The organism is Streptomyces malaysiense, from assembly GCF_000980885.2.
GTDB classification, from domain to species: Bacteria; Actinomycetota; Actinomycetes; order Streptomycetales; family Streptomycetaceae; genus Streptomyces; species Streptomyces malaysiense.
Genome location: NZ_LBDA02000039.1, coordinates 11903 through 32958, shown reverse-complemented (window position 1 = coordinate 32958; position 21056 = coordinate 11903). Strand labels below are relative to the sequence as shown.

Genomic DNA, 21056 nt, shown 5'->3' with positions numbered 1-21056 from the left:
GGCGGGGTCACATCCTCGTGCCGAAGTCCTGCGTCCACCAGGGGCCGCCCGTGCCCTTGTGCACGCCGACGCCGATGTTCTTGAAGGCGCAGTTGAGGATGTTGGCGCGGTGGCCGGGGCTGTTCATCCAGGCGTCCATCACGGAGGCCGGGGTCTGCTGGCCCATGGCTATGTTCTCGCCGTACGTGGACCACCGGTAGCCGGCGGCGGTGATGCGCTGTCCGGGATCCACGCCGTCCGGGTTGACGTGGTCGAAGAAGTTCCGCGCGGCCATGTCGTCGGAGTGCGCCTGGGCCGCCTGCTGGAGCTGCGGGTCCTCGGTCAGCGGAGAGCAACCGGCGCTCGCGCGCTGCTGGTTGACCAGTGCCACCACCTGGCTGACGGTGTCACCGGCCGGTGCCGGCGCGGTGGTGCGCACCGGGGCCCGCGGGGTGCTCGGGCGCGGCGACGGCGTGCTCTTCCTCGTGGGGGTCGGAGTCGGGCTCGGACTCCTGGTGGCCTTCTTCTTCGGTTTCCTCGGCTTCTCGGACTTGGAGGCGGACGGCGAGGGCGACGCCGAGGTGGGTACGGCGCTCGGCGCGGAGAGGTCCACCGCGGAGGCGTCCGCGCTCCGGTCGGCGGCCGTGTCACCGGAACCGGACCGGGCGTCCACGCCGAAGTACCAGAGTCCGCCGCCCGCGACACACGCCACGACGACGCCGGCGACGACCCGGCGCCGCATCCGCCTGCGCCGGCGGGACGCGCCGCGTCCGCCCGAACGGCCCCGCGCGGCCCGCCTTCCGCCCCCGGAACCGGAAACCGAACCCGTGCCCGCGCCCGACCCGCCGGACCCGGCCGGGGGATCGAACGGGGAGGCGGCCGCGACCGGGGCCATCCCGCCGGAGGCGGAGCGCAGCGCGGCGAGCAGCGCGGGCGCCGCGGCGACCAGCGCGAGTCCGGCCAGCAGCCCCTCCGCCGGCATCAGCCCGCTCCACAGGCCCGAGCAGAGCGGGCAGCCGCGGGCGTGCCGGGCGATGCGCTTGCGCCACAGCGCCGACGGCTTGCCGTCCCAGGCGGCCAGCACGCCCCGCAGTTCCTCGCAGCGCGGCCGCGCGTCGAGCGCCCGCACCACCACCCGGGCCGCCTCCAGCTGGGCCTTCATCCGCTGCACGCGGACCGCGGTGTGCTCCGGCGTCAGCTCCAGGGCGGCGGCGACCTCGGCGCGGGTCAGCTCGCCCGCGCACTCCAGCCACCACAGCGACAGCAGTCCCCGGTCGTCGGGCTCCAGCCAGCGTGTGGCGTGCGCGGTCTCCTGGCGCTGCCCCGACAGCTGGAGCTGCACCACCGTCAGGTCCACGAAGTCGGCGCCCGGATCGGCCAGGTCGTGCGCCTCCTCCACGGCTGCGGGCACGGACCGGCGGTCCTGCCAGTGGTCGCGGACCTGGTTCATCGCGATCGCGACGAGCCAGGAGCGGAAGCGCTCGGGGGCGCGCAGCCCGCCCAGGCCGTCGAGGGCGCGCAGCATCGTCTCCTGCACCACGTCGTCGACATCCACCGAGCCGTTCAGCGCCCGCCCCACGATGTTGTAGACCAGCGGCAGATAGGCGCTGACCAGGGCGTCCTGGGCCGCCGCGTCGCCCTCGCGGGCCGCGATCACCAGGGCCGCCGTCTCCGCCGCGTCCGTGTGCCGTGTGCTCATCAGATGTTTCCCGTCCTCGACGCCGAACGATTGTTCCCGATGACTGGGAGACCGTTCGAGGCGGCCCGGATAACAGTTGTCGGGGACCGATTTCCGGCCGCTTCCGGCGGCGGTTCGCGACCGGGGGCGCGAGGGCCCCGCGCGGGCCGACCCGGGGCGGGGATCGGCGGGTTCACAGGTTCGAAGTTGGTCTAGTCCTCTTGACGGGCCGGATCGGCGGCGGTTTGGTATGTACCAACACCCCCGCCGTGCACGGCGACCTCACCCCACCACCCCACGCCCTAGAGGCATCCCCGAGAGGGGCAAATGTCATGCGCCTGGCAAGATTGAGCGGACTCGCCGCATCCGCCTGCGCGTTCGCGCTCGCGGCCACCGGCGCGGCCGTCGCCCTCGCCCCCGCGAGCAGCGCGGCGACGGCCGACGCAGCGGGCGGCAGCGTGTACTCCGTCGCTCCCTACGTCGACATGTCGAACGGTCAGGAGGGCCTGCTCGACACCGCGATCACCGGGCACCAACTCAAGGCGTACACCGCCGCCTTCGTCCTCGGCGAGGGCTGCGACCAGGTCTGGGGCGACACGCTCCCCATCGGCGACGACTCCTACACCGACCCCGAGATCGCCCGCGCCAGGTCCGAGGGCGCCTCGGTGATCATCTCCTCGGGCGGCGCCAGCGGTCTGCCGCTCGCCTGGACCTGCACCACCCAGAGCAGCATCGACGCCGGATACCAGGCCCTCATCGACGACTACGGCGTCACCCGGCTGGACTTCGACATCGAGGGCGCCGCCGTCGCGGACACCGCCGCCGCGGCCCGCCAGATGCAGGCGATGAAGGACCTCGAGGCGGCCAACCCGAGCCTCCAGTTCTCCGTCACCCTGCCGGTGCTGACGAGCGGGCTTACCAATGACGGCGTCAACATCCTCAAGGCCGCCAGGAACGCGGGCGTCAGGATAGACGTGGTCAACATCATGACCATGGACTACTACGCCGGTACGGGCGCCGAGATGGGCCAGGGCGCGATCGACGCCGCCAAGGCCACGCTGGCGCAGATGCAGTCCGTCGACTCCGGGTACGGCTACGCCGACCTCGGCATCACCCCGATGATCGGCAAGAACGACGACGGCTCCACGTTCACCCTGGCCGACGCCCGGACCGTCGAGAACTTCGCCGCGCAGAACGGCGTGGGACGGCTCGCCTTCTGGTCGGTCGACCGGGACCAGCCGTGCGGCGGCAGCGCCAACTCCCTCCCCACGTGCAGTGAGATCAGCCAGAGCAGCCTGGCGTTCACGGACGCGTTCGTGCCGTACGAGGGCAGCTCGGGCGGCGGGGGCGGGGGCGGTACGAGCAGCGACTTCTCACTGTCCCTCTCCCCCGGCTCCGCCTCGGTCGCCCAGGGCGGTTCCGCGACCGCGAGCGTCGCCACCGCCACCACCTCGGGCAGCGCCGAGTCCGTGGCCCTCACCGCCTCCGGCGCGCCCTCCGGCGTCACCGTCTCCTTCAGCCCGGCGTCGGTGACCTCCGGCAGCGCCTCCACCCTGACGGCGGCCGTCGGGTCGTCCGCGGCCGCGGGCACCTACCCGATCACGGTCACCGGGACGGGCACCGGCGGCACCCACAGCGCGACCTACACGCTCACGGTCACCGGCAGCGGGGGCGGGGGCGGCGGGGGTTCGCTGGCCAACGCCGGGTTCGAGACCGGCAGCCTCGGACCCTGGACCTGCACCGGCGGCAGCACGCTGGTCACGGCCCCGGTCCACTCGGGCGGCCACGCCCTCCAGGTCACCCCCGACGCCGGGAGCACCGGCGAGTGCGACCAGACCGTCACCCTGTCACCGAACCACAGCTACACGCTCACCGGCTGGGTCCAGGGCCCCTACGCCTACCTCGGCGTCAGCGGCGGCGCCACCGCGAGCACCTGGTCGAACGGTTCGAGCTGGAACCAGCTGAAGGTCTCCTTCACGACCGGCGGCAGCGGCACCGTCACGGTGTACGTCCACGGGTGGTACGGCCAGGGCGACGTGTACGCCGACGATCTCGCCCTCGGCTGAGCGCCCTCCCCGCGGTTCGTCCCGTACATCGGTCCCCTAAGGGGACCCCAGCCGCGCGCCCGGCACCTGCCCGCAGGTGCCGGGCGCGCGGTGATGCGTGAGCCTGGAGGGGTGTCTGGTGCTCTCGCCGGCCGGATCCCGGCGCCGTACGCCGCCCCGGCGCGCCGGGCGATCCAGGTGACGCTGGTCGCCGCGGCCGGCTTCTATCTCTTCCGCTACGGCCTCGACCGCCCCGTCGCCGCCACGTACGCACTGTTCGCCGCGGTGGCGCTGGGCGGGCTCTCCAGGATCCCGGGCACCGGGAGGCAGCGCGCCGCGGTGGTGCTGCGGCTGATCCCGGTGGGCTGGCTGCTGGTGATCGTCGGGACGTATCTGTCGGTGCGGACCTGGAGCGCCGTCGCCGGCATGCTGGTCGTCGGCTTCACGCTGGCCTTCTCCGCCGTCGGCGGCCCCCGCCCGGCGGGGGCCGCGCCGGGTCTGCAGCTCCTGTACATCCTGCCGTCGTTCCCGCCCTACGATCCCGCCCAGCTCGGCGACCGGCTGCTCGGCACGACCACCGGCATGGCCCTGCTCGCCCTCGCCGAGACCCTGCTCTTCCGCGAGCCGACCCCCGCGCCGTACCGGTCGCGCGCCGCCCACGCCGCCGCCGTCGCGGCCCGCTGCGCCGCCCTGCTCATCGCCCCGCCGTACGCCCTCTCCCGGACCGAGATCCGCAGCGCCCGCGAGACCGGCCACCAGCTGCGCCCCCTGGTCGTGCCCGAGGCGGACCGCCCGGCGGGGCCGAGCCTGCGGGACCGCGCCCTGGCCCACACGGGTCTGGCGACCCGGACGCTGCTGAGCAGGCTGCCCCGGCTGTCGGCCACGTCGGGGGCCGGTGTCCGGCCGTCGGCCACGCCCTGCCGCCCGCCCGACGCCGTCGTGACCGCCGTACTCGAAGCGGTCGCACGGCTGGCCACCGCCACCGTGGGCTGTCTCCGGGCGGGTACCTCTCCCCTGGCCGCGTACCAGGAGCTGGCCGCGGCCCGCGCCGTGCTGGCCGCCCGGTCCACGGTCCACCCCCGGGAGGGCAGCACACCGGCACCGGACGTGCTGCGCCGGCACGCGGCCGTACTGGAGATCGCCGATGCCGCGCTGGCCATGGGGGCGGCGGCCGATCTCGCGGCGCACGGCCGGCGGGCCTCGGTGACAGGGCCGCCGGAACGCTTCTGGTACGCCGCCGCCCCGCCCCCGGCGCTGTGGTGGCACCGGGTGCGCGGGCATGCCGGACGACGCTCGGTGTTCTTCCAGAACGCGGTGCGCATCGCCCTGGCACTGACCGCGGCCCGGCTGGTTGCGGGCGTGGACACGCTGCCCCACGGCTTCTGGGCGACGCTGGCGACGCTCACCCTGACCCGCACCACCATGGACGAGACGTGGAGCACCATCCGGTCCGCGCTCGCCGGCACGCTGGCCGGCGCCCTGGTGGCCGGCGGCACGCTGGCCCTGTTCAGCACGCACACCAACGTCTACGCCGCGCTGCTCCCCCTGTGGATGCTGTTCGCCTTCACGGTCGGGCCGGTCAAGGGCATCGGCTGGGCGCAGGGCCTCTTCACGGTGCTCGTGGCCCTGGTCTTCGCCCAGCTCGCGCCGCCGACCTGGCATCTGGCGGAGGTACGGCTCCTGGACGTGCTGGTCGGCAGCGCGATCGGCGCGGTGTTCGGGCTGCTGGCCTGGCCGCGCGGTGCCCATGACGAGTTGCGGTACGCGGCGGCGGAGCTGCTGCGCAGGGCCGCGGAGATCGTGGTGGCGACGAGTGCCTCGGTGGCCCTGGAGGGGCCGCTGCGGCAGCGGGGGCAGGCGACCGTCCCGGCGGTGATGCCGGGGCACCGTTCGCTCCAGCACGCGGTGATCCTGGCGGAGTCCGCGTACGGGCAGTTCCAGAGCGAGCCGACGCCGTTCGGCGACCGGGGACGCGGGGCGGTGCTGCCCGGGGTGGACTGGCAGGCGGCCCTGATGGCCGGGCACCACACCCTGTGGGGCTCGGAACGGCTGCTGGAGCCGCCGTGCACCGGCCTCGGACCCGGCGCCGCCGCGGTCAGCGGTCTCGGGGACCGGGTGGCCGGGCGCATGCTCCTGGTCTCGGCGGCCCTGGACCCCGGCTGCGACACCCCTACGGGCCCGGTGCCCCGCCTCGCCCGGTCCCTGGCGGGCGCCGACGCGGAGCCGCCGGGGGCGCCCCGCCTCTACTACGCCACGGTGTCCTGGCTGGACTCCCTCATGGCCGATCTGTCGAGGATCGCGCGCGGGGGCGGGGAACCCGGAGCGGACGAGGACGGAGCGGGTGAGGGCCGGGCGGGTGGTGCCGAGAGCGGGCCCCAGGGCGCCGGGGGCGGCCCCGCCGCCCGTGCCCCCGGGCCCGACGGCCCCGGGGGCACGGGCGGCGGTCCCCGGGACGGACCGGCAGGGCCCGGACCGGTTCTCCCGTAGTACCCCCCTCCGAGTCGCTGCGGATCGCGCGTCCACGGGTAGGCGTGAGGTGAGGCCCGGACCGGTCTCACCGCGTACGGCGCCCACCCGGGTGCGTGCCCTGCCGGACCCGGGTGGCGGACACGACGGCGCCCGCCGGGCGGGCCGGCGGAAGGAGGGAGTGGGATGAGCGGAGGGACGCGGCGGCCGGACCCGGACCGCCCCGCAGCCGCGCGGGCGGAGCCCGGGGCGGACCACGCCACCGAGCCGCGGGCGGACCCGGCCACGCGACCGCGGCCCGACCGGTCCGCACGCCCCCAGGCGGACCCGGCCGTGGAATCCCGCGCCGACCACGCCGCGGCGCCCGAGGCCGGACTGGGCCCGTCTCCGCGCCCCCGGCCGGACCCCACCGCGGCGCCCCCGGCGGGCCGGGCCGACCGGGCCGTCCCGTCCCGGGCGGGCACGGAACCCGAGGCGGAGCAGCCGACCAGTCTCTTCGACCTGCTCGGCGTCGCCGCCGTACTCCTGGAGGCCGACGGCCGGATCGACATGTGGAGCCCCCAGGCCGAGGAGCTGTTCGGGTACGACCGTGCGGAGGCCGTCGGGCAGTACGCGGCCCTTCTGCTGCTGCTCCCCGAGCACCGGGACGCGGCGATCCAGCTGTTCGCCGAGGTGATGGAGACCGGCCGGGGCTGGGCGGGGGCGTTCCCGGTGCGGCACAAGGACGGCGGCACCAGGATCGTCGAGTTCCGCAACATGCGGCTGACCGACCATCTCGGCGATCACTACGCGCTGGGGCTGGCCGCCGACCGCTCCACCCTGCGCCGGGTGGAACGCGACGCCGCGCTGTCCGCCCGGCTGGTCACCCAGGCCCCGGTCGGGCTGGCCGTCCTCGACACCGAGCTGCGGTACGTGGCCGTCAATCCCGCCTTCGCGTCCATGCACGGCCTGTCCGAGGCAGGCCATGTGGGCCGACGCCCCGGCGAGCTGTTCCCCGGCGCCGCGTTCCAGTCGCTGGAGGCGTCCATGCGCGGAGTGCTGGACACCGGTGTCCCTCTCGTGAACCAGCAGGTGGTGGGGCGCACCGCCGCCGACCCGGGCAGTGATCACGCGTGGATGACGTCGCTGTACCGGCTGGAGGACCACCAGGGGCACACACTGGGCGTCGCCACCGTCGCGGTGGAGGTCACCGAGCGCTATCGCGCCGCTCAGGAGGCCGAGCGGGCCCAGCGGCGGCTGCGGCTGATCGCCCGCGGCTCGGCGCGCATCGGCACCACCCTGGAGGTGGAGCGCACGGCGCGGGAACTGGCCGACGTGCTGGTGCCCGACCTCGCCGACATGGCCGCGGTGGACCTGCTGGACAGCATGCTGCGCACGGGCCGGACGGACCCGGGTGAGGGACCGCCGCTGTTCCGCGCGCTGGCCGTGAAGACCGCCTACCCGACCGACGCGGCCGGGGCGCTGGTGCCGCCCGGCCGGCTCACCGTCTACCACGCCGGCCATCCCGCGGCCCAGAGCGTGCGCACGGGGCGTCCCGTGCTGATCACCCATCTGGACAGCGGCGAGGTCGGCCGCGTGGCCGCCGATCCCGAGGCCGCCCGGCTGCTGGCCCGCGCCGGGGTGCACACCGACATGGCCGTCCCGCTGATCGCCCGCGGGCAGTGCATCGGCGTCATGGGCCTGGCCCGCGCCCGCAACCCCGCGCCCTTCGACTCCGATGATCTGGAGCTGGCCTGCGAACTCGCCTCGCGCGCCGCGCTGAGCATCGACAACGCCGTCCTGCACCAGCACACCCGCAGCACCGCCGAGGCCCTCCAGCGCAGCCTGCTGCCCCGGCTCTCGCCCTACCACCCGGGCCTGGAGATCGCCGCCCGCTACCGGCCCGCGCAGGCGATCGGCGAGGTCGGCGGCGACTGGTACGACGTCATCCCGCTGGACGGCGACCGCACCGCCCTCGCGGTGGGCGACGTGATGGGCAGCGGGATCGCGGCCGCGGCCACCATGGGCCGGCTGCGCACCGCCACCTCCACCCTGGCCGATCTCGACCTCGACCCGGCGCACGTGCTCACCCACCTCGACCGGATCACCCTCGGCCTCGACCCGTACATCGCCACCTGCGTGTATGCCGTGCACGATCCCCGGCCGGCCCGGCTGGAGGTGGCGTCCGCCGGACATCTGCCGCCGGTCCTGATCCCCTCCGACGGCCCGCCCCGGCTCCTGGACCTGCCGACCGGCACCCCGCTGGGGGTCGGCGGGGTGCCCTTCGAGTCCACGACGCTCGGACTGCGGCCCGGCGACCAGCTGGTCCTCTACACCGACGGCCTGGTGGAGACCCGCGACGACCCGATCGACGCCCGCCTGGACGAACTGCTCCGCCTGCTCTCCGCGCCCTCCCCCTCCCCGGAGGACACCTGCGACCGCCTGCTGCGGGAACTGCGCCACCCGGCGGGCCACGACGATGTCGCCCTCCTCATCGCCCGGGTGCTGCCGCTGGAGACCTAGCCACCCGTGCCCCTGCCCCCCGCGCCACCCGGACGCAGGGGTGCGAGAAAGTCGCCGAGGGCGGCCGCCACGGCGCCGGGGGCCTCCAGGGGGAGGAGATGGCCGGCGGCGGGGACGGTGGTGAGGGTCGCGTGCGGGATGTGCGGCAGGAGGTGCTCGCGCAGGACGTCCGGCGGTTCCACCACGTCGTCCGCCCCGGTCAGGACGGTCACCGGGACCGCGATGCCGCGCACGGCGCGGGTGATGTCCCGCGCGATGCCGCGCAGCGGCCACTCCCGCCGCGCCTCGGCCCCGGCGGCGAGGCTGTCACGCGCCGCGGCGGCGCGCGCCCCCGCGGGCAGCGGCGCGGCGGTCAGGACGTGGTCGAGGACGTGCCCCGCGGACTCGGGCGTGTCGTACGCGTGGGACAGCCCCCGCCGGTACTCCTCCGTCACCGAGGCCGGCGGCTCGGGCGGTGCGGGCGCGACGAGGACCACTCCTCGCAGTCCGGCCGGCCCGCGGGCGGCGAGGAGCTGGCTCACCTTGCCGCCCATCGAGTGTCCGACGAGGACGAACGGACCCGGTACGCACACGTCCACCACGCACGCGAGATCGTCGGCGAGCCGGTCCAGGTGGTAGGGCCCTGGAAGCTCCCGGGAGACGCCCCAGCCGCGCTGGTCGAAGCGGACCGTCGGCCGACCGGGCGGAAGGCGGCCGATCACCTCGTCCCAGGTGCCGGCGCTGCCGCCCCAGTAGTGGACGAACACCAGCGCCGGTCCGGCGCCGCCCCGGCCCCCGACCCGTACCTCCAGGGACCCTCCCGGCACCGCCACCGCAATTGTGTTCTCCATCGTCGTCCTCCCTCTCGCCCGGCCGCGTGAGCCGACCGGCAGCGCGCGGCCGAAGCCTCGAACAAGTAGCCTGACCTGCTGACCAGGCGCGCTTCGACCGTACGGCCGGTGAGCTCCGCTGCCTGGTGGAAAGGAACCCGGTGCTTGTGGAAAGCGGACACGGTGCCGTACGGCAGCTGCGCTATCTCCCCGGCGTCGGCTCGGTCCACGGTGTGGAGGTCATCGACTTCGCCGGGCTGCGCCGCATGGACGGCCGGCGCCGCCGCGTGCTCCCCCAGCGCCCCGGCTTCCACGTCCTCGCCCTGATCGCCTCCGGCACCGGCGGCCACGAGGCCGACTTCCGCGCCCACCGGCTGGCGCGGGGCAGCGTCGTGTGGATCCGGCCCGGCATGGTGCACCGCTGGAGCGACGTCGATTCCTGCGACGGCCCGCTGATCCTCTTCCGGCCCGGCTTCCTCGCCGGATTCACCGCGGCGGAGGCCGCCGCCCCGGCGTGCTGGCAGCTGGACCGGCAGCGGCTGCCCCTCGCGCTGCTGGCAGCCGAACACCTGGGCCGGGAACACGAGGCGTCCGCGCGCGACCCCCGCCTGGGGTCCCCCGCGCTGCTCTCCCACCTGCTGGCGGCACTGGTCCTGCGGGCGCTTCCCGACCCGCCCGCCCGCACCGGCGCGGCCCCGGCCGCAGACCACCGCGCGGACGTCTTCCACGCGTACCGGGCGGCCGTCGAGGAGCGTTTCACCGAGTGGCACAGGGTGGCGGACTACGCCCGTGCGCTGGGCTACGACGTGCGCACCCTCACCCGGGCCACCCGCGCCGCCACCGGCACGGGCGCCAAGACCTTCCTCGACCAGCGCGTCCTGCTGGAGGCCCAGCGGCTCCTCGCCCACACCGACCTGCCGGTCGCGGGCTGCGCCCGGCGGCTCGGCTTCCGCGACGCCGGCAACTTCAGCACGTTCTTCCGCCGCCAGACCGCCACCCCGCCGGCCACCTGGCGCGCCGCCTACGGCACAGCCGCCACCGGCGGGAGCTGAACGCGCCGCGACCGTTCCCGGGCGGTCAGGCCTCCAGGGCCGCGGTCATCGTGTCGAGGTCGGCCAGGAGCGCCGCCAGCCGACGCGCCGGGATGTTCTCGATCATGCGCTCCTCGATGGCGTACACGGCGCCGCGCGCGGCCCGCAGCCGCCGCTGCCCGGCCGCCGTGAGGTGGACGGGCAGGGCCCGGCCGTGGTCGGTGCTGGTCGCCTGAGTGATCAGGCCGGCTTCCTTCAGGCCGCGCAGGACGACGTTGGCCGACTGCCGGGTGACGAAGGTGCCGCGGGCGAGATCGGCATTGGACAAGCCGGGCCGTTCGTCGAGGAGTTCCAGGCAGGAGTACTGCGGGACGGTGAGACCGTGGTCGCGCAGCGCCTTGTCCATGGCTCCGCGCAGCGCGGCCGAGGCCTTCTTGAGGCGGTATCCCACGTGCTCGGTGACGTCCCGCGCCGGATGGGGCGCGGGGACGGGCGCTCGATCTTCCATGTCAGCATTTTGACATACGAGGAGCCGGACCCTACTGTCCACATGTCAAAGTACTGACATACGCATGCCGACCGACCACCCTTTGGAGTCACCATGACCGCCACCGTCGAAGGCCCTGATTTCATCGCCCTCCAGGTGAGGGACGTACCGGCCGCGGCCGCGTTCTTCGAGGAGCGGCTCGGGCTGCGGCGCGCACCGGGCGCACCGCCGAACGCGGTCGTCTTCGCCACCGGCACGATCCCGTTCGCCGTCCGCGAGCCGCTGCCCGGCGTCGATCTGGACGGCACCGGCCGCCCCGGCCTCGGTGTCGCCCTGTGGCTGCGCACCACCGACGCCCCGGCACTGCGCGAGCGACTCGTCGCGGCGGGTACGGACGACGTCACCCCGCTCCAGCCGACCCCGTTCGGCCCGTCCTTCTCCTTCACCGGACCCGAGGGATACCGGCTCACCGTCCACGGAGACTGACCGACATCCGCAAAGACCGGCCAAGAGGCCCCGGCCGGCGGGCCGCTCGCGCCCCCGGCCCGCCGCGAGCGCCCGGTGGGCGCCCCGGTGCGCGGCCGGGGGCGCCCGGCGGATCACCGCCCGCGCGCCAGCAGGTCGAGCACCTGAGGACGCACCACCGCCCACGCGGCGGCGGGCAGTTCGCCGAGGGCGGTCGCGCGCAGGGACCCGAGGGTCTCCTCGGGGTCGGCGCTTCGCACGGCGGCGCCCGCGAGCACCTCGTAACCGTCCCGTACGGCGACCCGGACGCCGCACCCCGCGCCGTCGCCCGCGTGCAGGGCCGAGGCCACGACGAGGGGCGGCGGGCCGCCCGCGTCGGCGGGGAGTTTGCGGTAGGCGCAGGCGATCGGGGCGGACCAGCGGAGGCTGAGCAACAGGGGCCGTTTCGCGACGACTTCGGCCAGGTCCGTCTCGCGGACGCCGTCGGACTCCAGCACCGTGGCCCGCGCGCCGAGGACCAGCGCGGCCGGCAGCAGGCAGCGCAGCGTGCTGCCCACGAGGTTGCCGCCGACCGTCGCCGTGCGGCGGACCGCCCCGGTGCCCACCGTGCCGGCCGCGAAGCGCAGGACGTCCGGCACCCGGCCGTCGATCCGCCCGAGCAGCACGGCGGCGCCCAGCGTCTCGGGGCCGATGACGTTGGCCTGCGGCAACCGCCTCAGGGACATGGCCAGTTCGGGGAATCCCTCGCGCTGCCAGGTGGCCCACACCAGCGTCGCCCCGCCGACCGGGACGGCCCCCTCGGCGAGGCACTCCTGCGCTTCGGACACGGACGTGGGCAGACGCAACAGCATGGCGACCGACCTGCCTTCCTCGGGGGGAGAGCAGTCTGCTCGCGCACGCGGGGGCGCGTACAGGGCTCACACGGGCACGGCCGCCCGCTCGTTCCGGTCCACGGGAAGCCGGCCGGCTCCGGAACGCGGGTCCGAGGGCGGGACCACCGGCCCCGGTCCCCGGGTCGGCCGGCCCTGGGGGCGAGGACGGCGCGCGGGAGACGCTGGGTGCGCTGCACCGAGCGATCAGCCCGCAACGATCAGAAGGAGTGGAGCACATGACCGCCAGGCACACCGGCGTCCGCGCCCCCGAGACCGCCGTCGCCGTCCGCGTCCGGGCCGACAGCGGGATGTCCGAGGAGGAACTCGCCTATCTGCGGGAGAAGACGGACGCCGTGCTCGGCCGGCCGGGCCTGCCGCCCGTGAGCGGCGAGATCCGGGTCGTCAGGGCGGCCGCCGGTCAGGAGGGGCAGCCCTGGACCGCCGCCGCCGAGATCCGGGTGGGCCACTACCTCGTCGTCGTCCACGCCCGGGAGCGCAGCGCCCGTGAGCTCGCCGACCGCCTCCAGGACCGTCTGCGCGGCCGCACCGACCGGGTCGCCCACCGCGCGCACCGCGCCCGCGGGACGGCGACGCCGCCGCCGTGGCGGGGCGGCGGGGCGTCGTGAACGGCCGATAGGCCGGAGCGCGCCGCCCGTTCACCGACGGGAGAGTCCGGGGGCGCCGCGTCGTACCGGCCCGACCGGTACGACGCGGCGCCCCGCCGCCGGCCCGTCAGGCCCTCAAGACGCCCAGGCGATGGGGTACTCGGGCCGGGCCCGGCCGGCGACGCGGCGCCCCCGGACCCCGAGCGCCCCACCCGGACCGACCCGGGTGGGGCGCGCCGCCGTTTCCGTCCCACGTCCTCAGCCGTGGGGCACGACCGCCACCGGCGCCGTCGCGTGGTGCAGCACCGCGTGCGCCACCGGACCGATGTGCGCGCCGAACGAGGCCGGGCGGCGGCGCCGGCCGACGACCACGAGTGCGGCACCCTGCGACGCCTCGACCAGTCGCAGGGCGGCGCTCCCGTACCCGCACTCCTCGGTGACCTCGACGTCGGGGTACTTCTGCCGCCACGGCTTGAGCACCTCGGTGAGCGCGGCCTTCTCCTGGAGCGACCACTCCTGGTCGAAGGTGGGGTCGGCGGCGAATCCGTAGACGTAATAAGGGGGCATGGACCAGGTGCGCACGGCCCGTACCGACGTTCCGCGCCGCTCGGCCTCCTCGAAGGCGAACGCGAACACCGTGTCGTCCGGCGCGGTGGTGTCGACGCCGAGGACGACCGGGCCCTGGGCGGCGTCGCCGTCGGGCTTCCAGCCGGACCGCACGAGGACCACCGGGCGACCGGCCCGCGCGACCACCGAGAAGCCGACGGAGCCGACGAGGTAGCCGCCGACCCGGCCGAGACCCCGCGAACCCAGCACCAGCAGCTCGGACTCCTCGGCGGCCGCAGCGAGCAGCTCGCCCGGGAAGCCGTCGCGGTGCTCGGACAGCACCTCCAGGCCGGGGTGGCGCTGCCGCAGTTCCCCGGCCGTCTCGCGCGGGATCCGCTCGGTCCAGTGCCGCCGGGTCGCCGCGCCGATGACCGGATCCTGTGCCATGGAGTCCGTGGCCGGCTCCCACACGTGCACCAGGCGCAGCGGCAGACCGCGCAGTCGCGCCTCCCCCGCCGCCCACTCGGCGGCGGTACGGCTCTCTGGGGAGCCGTCGAGGCCCACGGTGACGGTGCGGGACATGACGTCCACCTCCTGTTGTCGGACACCCCGTTCGGGATCGCCCCGAGTCTCCTCGGGGCGGCACCGCGACGGGCAGGGCCCGCAGGGCCCTTGTGCGGGGCCGACCGGCCCTGGGACGGGCATCATGGCCGAGGTGACCGCTTGTGCTCGACCGGGACCGGTCCTGTACGGGTTCGTCCGCCGTGGGGATGCGTTCCGGCCAGGACGCGACAAGTCGGGGCGGTGGAAGGCTGGTTGCGCTGGGATGTCCGTAGCATCACGAGCGACATGGCGGGGTAGATATGAATGCTTGCGTGGACGAGCCGGCCTGTGCGGCGGACCCCACGGTCCCCCAGCGGTGCCGGTACGGAGCCCCCTTGGCGCAGGGCGGCCCGTCGACGGCCGAGGAGCGGTTCCGGGGACTGCTGGAGGCGGCGCCGGACGCCATGGTGATCGTCGACGACACCGGTGAGATCCGGCTGGTCAACGCCCAGACCGAGGCCCTGTTCGGATACCGTCGCGAGGAACTGCTGGGCCGTCCCGTCGAGTTACTCGTCCCGCACCGCTTCCGCGACCACCACACCCGGCATCGCGACGGCTACGCGGCCAACCGCCAGGTGCGGCCGATGGGCGCGGGGCTCGAACTGCACGGACTGCGCAAGGACGGCAGCGAGTTCCCCGTCGAGATCAGCCTGAGCCCGATGGAGACGGCGGACGGGCTGCTGGTCTCCGCCGCGGTGCGCGACGTCAGCGACCGCAAGGCGGCCGAGGCCCGGATCAACGAACTCGCCGCGCTCGTGGAGTCCTCCCAGGACGCCATCCTCGCCAAGACACTCGCCGGTGAGATCACGTACTGGAACGCGGCCGCCACCGAGCTGTACGGCTACACCGCCGAGGAGGTCATGGGCCGGCACGTCTCCATGCTCGCCCCCACCGAACTCCAGGACGACATCTGGGCGCTGCTCGAACGCCTGCGCCACGGGGAGAAGGTGGAGCACTTCGAGACCCTGCGGGTCACCAAGGACGGCTCGCTGCTGGACGTCGACGTGACGCTGTGGCCCACCAGGGACACCGCGGGCAAGGTCGTCGGGGCGTGCGCGATCGTCCGGGACATCAGCGACCGCAAGCGGGCGGAGGCGGAACTGAAGGCCCTGCTGGAGCAGCAGCGGCACATCGCCCTCACGCTGCAGCGCAGCCTGATGGGCACGCCTCCCGCGCTGCCCGGTCTGGACACCGCGAGCCGCTACCGGCCCGCCACCCAGGGCGCCGGTGTCGGCGGCGACTGGTTCGACCTGATACCGCTGGGCGCCGGCCGGGTCGGCGTCCTCATCGGCGACGTGATGGGCCGCGGGCTGGAGGCGGCCGCCGTGATGGGCCAGCTGCGCTCGGCCGCGCACGCGCTGGCCAAGACGGGCATGCAGCCCCGCCAGTTGATGCAGGCCCTGGACACCGTGGTCGGCGACCTGGACGTGCCCGACCAGTTGGTCACCTGCTGCTATCTGGTCATCGCCCCGGACGCGGGCACCGTGACCGTGTGCTCCGCCGGACATCTGCCGACCCTCGTCGTGGGTCCCTGGGAGGGCGTCCGGGCGCTGCCCGCGCCGGTCAACGCGCCGCTGGGGGTGGGCGGTGTGCTGTACGAGCAGGCGTGCTCCGACATCGCGCCGGGCGCCACGCTCGTGCTGTACACCGACGGTCTGATCGAGACGCCGGGCAGTGACATCGAATCGCGGCTCGGTGAACTCACCGCAGTCCTGGACACGTTCTTCCCGCACTCCGCCAGCCTGGAGGCGACGGCCGACCATGTGCTGGCCGAGCTGCTGCCGGACGCCGACGGGCATGACGACGACGTGACGCTGCTGTTCGCGCAGCTCCCGGCGGCGCCGCTGGCCGCCGTCACCACCGATCTGCCCGCCGCCCCCGCCTCGGTCCCCGAGGGCCGGGCCTTCCTGCGCCGGACGCTGGCCTCGTGGGAGTGTCCGGCACCGGCCGACGACGCGCTCCTGCTGCTGTCGGAGACCCTCACCAACGCGGTACAGCACGCCGAGGGCCCGGTGGGACTGCGGCTGTGCCGTACGGCCACGGATCTCACCGTCGAGGTCAGCGACCGCAGCCCGCAGCTGCCCCAGCCCCGGCACGCCGCCGGGGACGAGGAGTCCGGGCGTGGCCTGTTCCTGGTCCGCACCCTCGCCGACGGCTGGGGGGTGCGGCCGACCGACGAGGGCAAGACGACCTGGTTCACGCTGAAGCTGTGAACACCCGGGTGGTGGCGACGGGCGGCCCGGGGCGGCCGTCGCCGAATGAGCGGCGGACCGCGCCGGTCCGAGCCATGGAGCCATGACCGCGCGGACCGGACGGGGCGGGCCACCGAGGCAGTGACAAGGGCCGACCGGCCCTATCCCGGCCGATTCCGCGCGGGGACGATGGGCGGGTGCTCCAGAACGACGGCTTTCGCCCGCTCGACCGGGGGACCTGCCTGCGCCTGCTGGCCGGGGTGCCGGTCGGGCGGGTCGTGTACACCAGGCAGGCGCTGCCCGCGGTCCTCCCCGTCAACTTCTGCCTCGACGCGGACTCGTCAGTGCTGCTGCGCACCTCGGCGGGCTCGGACCTCGTGGGCGCCATCGACGGTGCCGTGGTCGCCTTCGAGGCGGACGAGTTCGACGCGGCGACCCGCTCCGGCTGGAGCGTGGTCGTCACCGGCCGCGCCACGCTGCTGTCCGGGACCGACGGCCGTGAACTCCGCGACGGCCCGGACTCCTGGATGCCGTCCCGCGACGACGTGCTCGTGCGGATCGACTCCGAGGTGGTCACCGGGCGTGAGCTGACCGGCGCCTGAAGATGCTCGGTGGGCCGTCCGGCCACAGTCCGAGGACCAGGGACGTACCGGTGACGAAAGACGCCTGGGGGCCGCACAGGCGGGCCACCGCCTCGGCGGCCTCCTCCGGTTCGATCAGGCGGCGCGCGCTGTCCTTCAGCGGCAACTCCGTCAGCACCGCGTGGAAGACGTCCGGCGGGAACCCCTTTATGGGGCGCATCAGTTGCAGCCCCGCGTCGTTGAACGGCGGGGGCGTCCCGGCCGCTCCGGCGGACGCCGTCCCCGGCTCAGCCGAACGCCGCCGGCTCGAACCAGGTGGGCTCCTCGGCCATGGCCCGCTTGATCCGGGAGCGCGCGAACTCGTTCAGCTCGGGCAGCGCGTCCACCTCGAACCAGCCGACGTCCAGGGACTCGTCGTCGTTGACCCGGGCCTCGCCGCCCACCGCCCGGCAGCGGAAGGTGATGTCCATGTACTGGCAGACGTCCCCGTTGCCGTACCTGACCGGCTGGAGCGCCTGGACCAGGACGACCCGCTCGGGCAGGCACCGCACCGCCGTCTCCTCGAAGACCTCCCGCGCCGCGCAGTCCGCGGGCTGCTCGCCCGGCTCCGGGATGCCGCCGACAACCGACCACTCCCGGGTGTCGGTGCGCCGGCCGAGCAGCACCCTGCCCGCGTCGTCGAAGACGATCGCCGTGACCCCCGGCAGCCAGAGCAGCTGGTGGCCGGCCGAGGCACGCAGGGTGCGGATGAAGTCAGGAGTAGCCATGGGAGCGACCCTAACCGGCCGGTCCCCCACTGCCCGGCCGGTCCCCCGCTGTCCGGCCGGTCCGGGCCGGGGGGGGGCGACCGGCGGCCGGGTACGACGGCCGGCCGAGGGCGGCGGGGCAAAAGCGGCGGCCGGACGCCTACGCGGCGCCGGCGCGCCGCGCGCGCAGCCCCGAGCCGACGGCCCAGCCGATGCCGCCCACGGCGACGAGCACGAGCGCCGTCTCCGGCAGGATGCCGAGGTCGGTCGCGGGCGTGGTGGAGGTGCGCAGCGGCACCTTCTGCTCCAGGTAGGCGGGCACGAACATGCCGGTCCTCTGGGTGATCCTCCCGTCCGGCATGATGATCGCGCTGACGCCGCTGGTCACCGGGACGGTCACCGCGCGGCTGTGCTCGACGGCCCGGATCCGGGACATGGCGAGCTGCTGGTAGGTCATCTCGCTGCGGTCGAAGGTCGCGTTGTTGCTCGGCACGGAGATCATCTCGGCGCCGTGGGTCACGGTGTCCCGCACGTCCCAGTCGAAGGCGGCCTCGTAGCAGGTGGCGAGCCCGACCTTGGCGCCGTCCATGCCGAACACACCCGGCTTGGTGCCCCGGCTGAAGTCCTGGCGGAGCATCGTGGTCCAGTCCTTGTTGATGGCCCCGACCAACCCGCGCAGCGGCATGTACTCGCCGAACGGCTGGATCTGCCGTTTGTCGTACGTCTGCGTCGGGCCCTTGGCCGGGTCCCACAGGATCTGCTCGTTGAGCTGCTTGCCGTCCTTGTCCACGACGGCGCCGACGGAGATGGGCACCCCGATGGCCTGCGACGCCTCGTCGATGACGGCGGCGGCGTCCGGGTCCTGGTAGGGGTCGAGGTCGGAGGAGTTCTCCGGCCAGAGCACGAAGTCGGGCCTCGGGACCTTGCCCGCCCTGACGTCGGCGGCGAGCTTGAGGGTCTCTTTCACATGGCGGTCGAGCACGGCGCGGCGCTGGGCGCTGAATTCCAGGCCCGCGCGCGGCACGTTGCCCTGGATCACGGCGACCGTCCTGGTGCCGTCCTCGGGCGCGTCGCTGACCAGGCCGCGCGCGGCGAACGCGCCGGCCACCGGCACGGCCACGCTGAGCAGCGCGGCGGCGGCCGCGGCGCGGCGCACGGTGCGCGCGCGGCGCCGTTCGGCGAGCAGCCGGGCCGCCTCGTACAGGCCGAAGCCGCACAGCACGACCGCGAAGCCCAGCACGGGGGTACCGCCGACCGCGGCGAGCGGCAGGAAGACGCCGTCGGCCTGGCCGAAGGCGATCTTCCCCCAGGGGAAACCCCCGAAGGGCACGCGCGCCCGCAGGGCCTCGCCGGTGATCCAGACCGCCGCGGCCCACACCGGCCAGGCGGGCAGCCGGGACACGGCGGCGACGCCCACGCCCACCAGGGCGACGAAGACGGCCTCCACCGCGACCAGGGCCAGCCACGGCAGGTAGCCGACCTCCACGCCGGTCCACACCAGCAGGGGCAGCAGGAAGCCGAGGCCGAAGAGATAGCCGAGCCCGAGGGCGGCCTTCCAGCCGCGTCCCCGCAGCACCCATCCGAACCCGGCAAACGCGGGCAGGGCCAGCCACCACAGGGGGCGCGGCGGGAAACTGACGTAGAGCAGTACTCCGCACACGGCGGAGACGAGCGCCGGGACCAGGCGCAGCAGCCGGCGGCGCGCCGCGCCGGGCGCGGCGGACGTCCGGAGCCGGTCCGGCTGGTCCACGGAAGTTGCGGTGACGGTCACCCGGGTGAGTGTACGGCCGCTGACCTCGGCGTCGACAGCCGCGGTCGGCAACGGCGCAGCGCCTCGATCCGGCGGTGCGGCCGGTAACCACACGCCGGACCACCGCTCGGCGCCGTACTCCTCGAACCGCTCCGCCTCGGTGATCAGGGGCGGCGGCCGGTCCGGGACCGGCCGGGCGGGGCAGGCTGCCGGGTCCGGCGCGGGACCGGCTATGCGGCCGTCCCCGGGGTGATCGAGCGCAGCCGTGCCCTGATCACCCGTACCGCCGATTCCGCGTTGTCCACGGTGACCGTGAAGGTGTGTCCGTCCCACAGGCTGAGCACAACGCCCTCGCCCCGGCGTACGACGACCGCGGTGCCCTTCTCGGGGCGCCAGCGGTAGCCCCAGCCGCCCCATTGCCGGGGGGTCACCAGGGCGGCGAAGTCGGCGCCCGCCACATGGGAGAGCGGGATGCGCCGGCGCGGCACCCCGACGTGGCCGCAGCGCACCTCGACGTACTCCCGGTCGAGTCTGAGGTCGACGTGGACGAAGGCGAGGGTGCCGAAGATGACCAGCAGCCCGGCCGCGATGCAGCCGACCACGGACATCGTCAGCGCGGCGATCCCGGACGTCCACGCGGAGTCCACGGCCAGCTTGATCCCCAGGGCCAGGCAGGCCGCCCCGGCCGGTGCCAGCAGCCACTGCACCCGGTTGGTGGCGCGTCCGGTCCAGACCTCGGGGGTGAGATCGTCCTCGGTACGGGGCTGGTCCCTCATGACTACGAGACTACTCAGGATCGCCCGCGCGGGTACCGCCTCCCGGCCCGCACCTGCCGCCGTGCGGCCCCGGACGACGGGAGGGCGGTGATCAGCGGCGGTCGGCGAACGGTCCGACCGCGGGCAGCAGCCGTCCCTCGGCGTAGTGCAGCGCCGTGGCGGGCAGCCCGCCCTCGCGGCCGCTGAGCAGCACCGTGAGGCCGCCCTCGGCGGGCGCCTGGGGGGCGGGAAGTTCACCCAGCCGGCGCAGCGCCTGCGCGGCCACCGCGCCGGCGGAGCCGTGCAGGGCCAGCGGGGCCGCGCCGGGGCGCTGCACGGCGGCGCGGATGCGCTCGGCGACCAGCTCGTAGTGGGTGCAGCCCAGGACGACGGTCGTCACCTCGTCCGGGGTCAGTGCGGCCGCCGCGGCGACGGCGTCCTCGATCGCCGTCTCGTCGGCGTGCTCGATGGCTTCGGCGAGACCCCAGCAGGGCACCTCGGTCACCGGCACGCCGTCCGCGAAGTCCGCGATGAGCCCGCGCTGGTAGGCGCTGCCGGTGGTGGCGGGGGTCGCCCAGATCGCGAAGGGGCCGCCGCCGGCCGCGGCCGGCTTGATCGCCGGGACGGTGCCGATCACCGGGATGCCGGGCTCGAACCGGGCGCGCAGCGCGGGCAGGGCGTGCACGCTGGCCGTGTTGCAGCCGACGATCAGCGCGTCGGGCCGGCGGGCCGCGGCGGCCTCGGCGACGTCCAGCGCGCGCCCGGTGAGGTCCTCGGGCGTGCGCGGCCCCCAGGGCATGCCGTCGGGGTCCAGGGAGAGAACGAGATCCGCGTCGGGCCGCAGGCGTCGTACCGCGGCCGTGGCCGCGAGCAAACCGATTCCGGAGTCCATGAGCGCGATCTTCACCCGGCCACGATAGACGATCCGCTCATGTGAACGGCCC

At 75.0% G+C, this 21056-nt stretch carries 17 protein-coding genes and 1 pseudogene; 8 read left to right on the top strand and 10 right to left on the bottom strand.

Features of this window, described 5'->3' with window-relative positions:
• Window positions 1–7 precede the first annotated feature (7 nt).
• On the bottom strand, window positions 8–1678 hold the full coding sequence (locus tag VT52_RS17610) for a sigma-70 family RNA polymerase sigma factor (RefSeq protein ID WP_046420109.1): 1671 nt from the start codon (window positions 1676–1678) through the stop codon (window positions 8–10).
• A gap of 311 nt (window positions 1679–1989) precedes the next feature.
• Between VT52_RS17610 and VT52_RS17605 the strand changes: the two genes are divergently transcribed.
• The 3 genes from VT52_RS17605 to VT52_RS17595 all read left to right on the top strand — a co-directional run bounded on the left by VT52_RS17605 (window position 1990) and on the right by VT52_RS17595 (window position 8670).
• Window positions 1990–3723 (top strand): carbohydrate binding domain-containing protein, encoded by a 1734-nt coding sequence (locus tag VT52_RS17605; RefSeq protein WP_046420107.1) that lies wholly within the window; start codon window positions 1990–1992, stop codon window positions 3721–3723.
• 111 nt (window positions 3724–3834) lie between these two features.
• A complete protein-coding gene (locus tag VT52_RS17600; protein WP_240509790.1) occupies window positions 3835–6189 on the top strand; it encodes an FUSC family protein in 2355 nt (784 codons plus the stop codon).
• 165 nt (window positions 6190–6354) lie between these two features.
• Window positions 6355–8670, top strand: coding sequence for a SpoIIE family protein phosphatase (locus tag VT52_RS17595; RefSeq protein WP_079175096.1), 2316 nt, complete (start codon window positions 6355–6357; stop codon window positions 8668–8670).
• On the opposite strand, the gene VT52_RS17590 is transcribed toward VT52_RS17595, so the two are convergent.
• Window positions 8667–9500: an alpha/beta fold hydrolase gene (locus VT52_RS17590; RefSeq protein WP_046420104.1), complete on the bottom strand. Its 834-nt coding sequence runs from the start codon at window positions 9498–9500 to the stop codon at window positions 8667–8669. The genes VT52_RS17595 and VT52_RS17590 overlap by 4 nt on opposite strands.
• 146 nt (window positions 9501–9646) lie before the next feature.
• Between VT52_RS17590 and VT52_RS17585 the strand changes: the two genes are divergently transcribed.
• A complete protein-coding gene (locus VT52_RS17585) occupies window positions 9647–10531 on the top strand; it encodes an AraC family transcriptional regulator (protein WP_053055479.1) in 885 nt (294 codons plus the stop codon).
• Between the two features lie 25 nt (window positions 10532–10556).
• On the opposite strand, the gene VT52_RS17580 is transcribed toward VT52_RS17585, so the two are convergent.
• Window positions 10557–11018 (bottom strand): MarR family winged helix-turn-helix transcriptional regulator, encoded by a 462-nt coding sequence (locus tag VT52_RS17580; RefSeq protein ID WP_046420099.1) that lies wholly within the window; start codon window positions 11016–11018, stop codon window positions 10557–10559.
• Window positions 11019–11111: 93 nt separating this feature from the next.
• Between VT52_RS17580 and VT52_RS17575 the strand changes: the two genes are divergently transcribed.
• Window positions 11112–11483 carry a VOC family protein gene (locus VT52_RS17575; protein WP_046420098.1) on the top strand — a complete coding sequence of 124 codons (372 nt, stop codon included), beginning with the start codon at window positions 11112–11114 and terminating at the stop codon, window positions 11481–11483.
• Window positions 11484–11596: 113 nt separating this feature from the next.
• On the opposite strand, the gene VT52_RS17570 is transcribed toward VT52_RS17575, so the two are convergent.
• Window positions 11597–12313 (bottom strand): FAD binding domain-containing protein, encoded by a 717-nt coding sequence (locus VT52_RS17570; protein WP_046420096.1) that lies wholly within the window; start codon window positions 12311–12313, stop codon window positions 11597–11599.
• Window positions 12314–12570: 257 nt separating this feature from the next.
• Here VT52_RS17570 and VT52_RS17565 point away from each other — a divergent pair, with 257 nt between their 5' ends.
• Window positions 12571–12960, top strand: coding sequence for a hypothetical protein (locus VT52_RS17565; protein WP_046420094.1), 390 nt, complete (start codon window positions 12571–12573; stop codon window positions 12958–12960).
• A 237-nt stretch (window positions 12961–13197) separates the two neighbouring features.
• Here the strand turns inward: VT52_RS17565 and VT52_RS17560 are convergent, their stop codons facing one another.
• On the bottom strand, window positions 13198–14067 hold the full coding sequence (locus tag VT52_RS17560; RefSeq protein ID WP_046422350.1) for a universal stress protein: 870 nt from the start codon (window positions 14065–14067) through the stop codon (window positions 13198–13200).
• A 281-nt stretch (window positions 14068–14348) separates the two neighbouring features.
• Between VT52_RS17560 and VT52_RS35750 the strand changes: the two genes are divergently transcribed.
• Both VT52_RS35750 and VT52_RS17550 read left to right on the top strand, forming a co-directional pair.
• On the top strand, window positions 14349–16301 hold the full coding sequence (locus VT52_RS35750) for a PAS domain S-box protein (RefSeq protein ID WP_079175095.1): 1953 nt from the start codon (window positions 14349–14351) through the stop codon (window positions 16299–16301).
• A 176-nt stretch (window positions 16302–16477) separates the two neighbouring features.
• Window positions 16478–16882 carry a pyridoxamine 5'-phosphate oxidase family protein gene (locus VT52_RS17550; protein ID WP_046422349.1) on the top strand — a complete coding sequence of 135 codons (405 nt, stop codon included), beginning with the start codon at window positions 16478–16480 and terminating at the stop codon, window positions 16880–16882.
• A 9-nt stretch (window positions 16883–16891) separates the two neighbouring features.
• Here VT52_RS17550 and VT52_RS17545 read toward each other — a convergent pair.
• The 5 genes and pseudogenes from VT52_RS17545 to VT52_RS17525 form a co-directional block, all read right to left on the bottom strand.
• A pseudogene (locus tag VT52_RS17545) lies at window positions 16892–17039 on the bottom strand (SDR family oxidoreductase); the annotation flags it as partial.
• A gap of 109 nt (window positions 17040–17148) precedes the next feature.
• A complete protein-coding gene (locus tag VT52_RS17540) occupies window positions 17149–17628 on the bottom strand; it encodes an NUDIX hydrolase (protein ID WP_046422347.1) in 480 nt (159 codons plus the stop codon).
• A 139-nt stretch (window positions 17629–17767) separates the two neighbouring features.
• On the bottom strand, window positions 17768–19378 hold the full coding sequence (lnt, locus tag VT52_RS17535; protein WP_046422352.1) for an apolipoprotein N-acyltransferase: 1611 nt from the start codon (window positions 19376–19378) through the stop codon (window positions 17768–17770).
• 209 nt (window positions 19379–19587) lie between these two features.
• On the bottom strand, window positions 19588–20133 hold the full coding sequence (locus VT52_RS17530; protein ID WP_046422346.1) for a hypothetical protein: 546 nt from the start codon (window positions 20131–20133) through the stop codon (window positions 19588–19590).
• Window positions 20134–20224: 91 nt separating this feature from the next.
• Window positions 20225–21019 (bottom strand): glutamate racemase, encoded by a 795-nt coding sequence (locus tag VT52_RS17525; protein ID WP_046422344.1) that lies wholly within the window; start codon window positions 21017–21019, stop codon window positions 20225–20227.
• Between the last annotated feature and the right edge of the window lie 37 nt (window positions 21020–21056).

What these genes read in the sequence shown, in the direction of transcription:
- VT52_RS17570 (WP_046420096.1), bottom strand. Translation starts at nt 12,313, where the DNA reads ATGCTGTTGCGTCTGCCCACGTCCGTGTCCGAAGCGCAGGAGTGCCTC.
- VT52_RS17595 (WP_079175096.1), top strand. Translation starts at nt 6,355, where the DNA reads ATGAGCGGAGGGACGCGGCGGCCGGACCCGGACCGCCCCGCAGCCGCG.
- VT52_RS17580 (WP_046420099.1), bottom strand. Translation starts at nt 11,018, where the DNA reads ATGGAAGATCGAGCGCCCGTCCCCGCGCCCCATCCGGCGCGGGACGTC.
- VT52_RS17560 (WP_046422350.1), bottom strand. Translation starts at nt 14,067, where the DNA reads ATGTCCCGCACCGTCACCGTGGGCCTCGACGGCTCCCCAGAGAGCCGT.
- VT52_RS17590 (WP_046420104.1), bottom strand. Translation starts at nt 9,500, where the DNA reads ATGGAGAACACAATTGCGGTGGCGGTGCCGGGAGGGTCCCTGGAGGTA.
- VT52_RS17610 (WP_046420109.1), bottom strand. Translation starts at nt 1,678, where the DNA reads ATGAGCACACGGCACACGGACGCGGCGGAGACGGCGGCCCTGGTGATC.
- VT52_RS17565 (WP_046420094.1), top strand. Translation starts at nt 12,571, where the DNA reads ATGACCGCCAGGCACACCGGCGTCCGCGCCCCCGAGACCGCCGTCGCC.
- VT52_RS17530 (WP_046422346.1), bottom strand. Translation starts at nt 20,133, where the DNA reads ATGAGGGACCAGCCCCGTACCGAGGACGATCTCACCCCCGAGGTCTGG.
- VT52_RS17605 (WP_046420107.1), top strand. Translation starts at nt 1,990, where the DNA reads ATGCGCCTGGCAAGATTGAGCGGACTCGCCGCATCCGCCTGCGCGTTC.
- VT52_RS17540 (WP_046422347.1), bottom strand. Translation starts at nt 17,628, where the DNA reads ATGGCTACTCCTGACTTCATCCGCACCCTGCGTGCCTCGGCCGGCCAC.
- VT52_RS35750 (WP_079175095.1), top strand. Translation starts at nt 14,349, where the DNA reads ATGAATGCTTGCGTGGACGAGCCGGCCTGTGCGGCGGACCCCACGGTC.
- VT52_RS17575 (WP_046420098.1), top strand. Translation starts at nt 11,112, where the DNA reads ATGACCGCCACCGTCGAAGGCCCTGATTTCATCGCCCTCCAGGTGAGG.